Source organism: Hymenobacter terricola (genome assembly GCF_017921975.2).
Lineage (GTDB): Bacteria > Bacteroidota > Bacteroidia > Cytophagales > Hymenobacteraceae > Hymenobacter > Hymenobacter terricola.
The window spans coordinates 1-1,461 of the sequence record NZ_JAGEMO020000141.1 but is presented as its reverse complement, the minus strand read 5'-3'; the positions used below and the strand labels follow the sequence as shown (position 1 = coordinate 1,461).

2 protein-coding genes are annotated in these 1,461 nt (G+C 63.9%); one reads left to right on the top strand and one right to left on the bottom strand.

The genetic code is table 11. The features are described 5' to 3' along the window. Nucleotides 1-286: 286 nt before the first annotated feature. Complete coding sequence (locus J4G38_RS27040; protein ID WP_226163964.1) at nt 287-709, top strand: putative quinol monooxygenase; 423 nt, start codon at nt 287-289, stop codon at nt 707-709. Nucleotides 710-817: 108 nt separating this feature from the next. On the opposite strand, the gene J4G38_RS27035 is transcribed toward J4G38_RS27040, so the two are convergent. Continuing rightward, on the bottom strand, nt 818-1,461 hold a 644-nt coding region (locus J4G38_RS27035; protein WP_210522233.1), incomplete at its 5' end, for a DUF4468 domain-containing protein.

Here is a 1,461-nt window from a genome sequence, read left to right as displayed (position 1 = left end):
GCCGTGAAACACGCGCCGAAACACCCGTTTTAGGCGGGCAAACGCGGGCCCTTCGGCTCCGCTGCTTTTTCCGGTTCACGCGCGGCAGCGTACAGGCGTTGGAGCAGGCGTTCAGGTGGGGGACGCCTGTCGGTCTTGCGCCATGTCGTTGCCCTCTTCTAGGAATCAACGACGAACAACCAAAAGCACCCTTTAGCTAAACTTTCTAGTCTGAGAGCGTACTAATAGTAGTGGAAATAGCTCGTTCTTTGGCAGCTATTACGTTTCCTGCTCATTTACGGACCTCATGCAAAAATTCTTCTTGGCGCTGACGTTGACCTTTGCTTCCCACATGGCATTTGGACAGTACGCCCGCCACTCTCCCCTGCTGCTTCGCCCCGAAGCCTTACCGGTGGTGCGCCTGACGCGGCTGCCCATTCAAGCCGAGCACCGGGAAGAATACCTGCGGGCCGCTAACCAGTTGGCAGTCGCCAGCCGGAAGGAGGCTGGCTGCGTGAGCTACCATCTGTACGAAGACGCCAGCGCACCCAATACGTTTCTGGTAGTTGGGGAATGGGCCGGTGAGGGTGCGTTGCAAGCGCACCACCGGCAGCCCTACACGGTCGCCTACCTTCAGCAATTGCCGCAGTGGCTGGCCGCGCCAACGACGACAACAGCTTACGAAACGCGTCGGCGGACCCTCACAACGGTGGCCCCCAACGCAAAATGAAGGTGATTTTTAATCGCTCGTTCAGCTGAATAGCGCGCGTTCAAGCCAGTACCGTTTTGGTGAACCGTTTCGCTGGCGGAGTTGGCCAGTACCTGTCACGCTGCTGAGTTACCAAGCCGCGGACGGGGCCGTTTCGACTGCTTGCAGGTCGCTGAGCACGCGGTTCATCGCCTCGTCGAGCGCCGTTTGGATTTGCGCCCGCTCCTCGGCGTCGCCGTACCCGAGCAGCGAGGCCAGCGCCTGACCCGGCGCGCCGTGGCGCGCACTGGCCGCGCGCGTGGCGTGGGCCGCGCTCAGCCACGCGGCGATGCCCCCGGCCGCGTACTCCCCGACGCGAAAGCCTTGCACGCTGGCCAGGTCGGTGAGCTCAACCCGGTAGCGGCCCGCGCGTGCCTCCACCCGAAAGCGAAACCAGAGCGCCTCCGGGTCTTTGAGCGCGCCGTTGCGCCGGCGGGCCCGGGCCAGGGTGTAGCCGCTACCCAGCAGCAGGTGGCGCGGGGCGTCCTCGAGTTGCAGGACCTGGTGCACATCCTCGAAGGTGAGGGCCGCCCATTCGCGGGCCCGGGCGTAGAGTTCGTCGGCCGAGGCCCCGGGCACGGGCACCACCTGCACGTAGCTTGCCGGCTCGGGAACAACTGCGGGCGGCGCTTGGGCGTGGCCGCCGAAGGCCACCAGGCCCAGCAACAAGGAAACTGCTTTTTTCATGCCGGCTAGTTGCCCCGGATGCTGTGTAGAACAGATGAACCCTCCTT

What these genes read in the sequence shown, in the direction of transcription:
- J4G38_RS27040 (WP_226163964.1), top strand. Translation starts at nt 287, where the DNA reads ATGCAAAAATTCTTCTTGGCGCTGACGTTGACCTTTGCTTCCCACATG.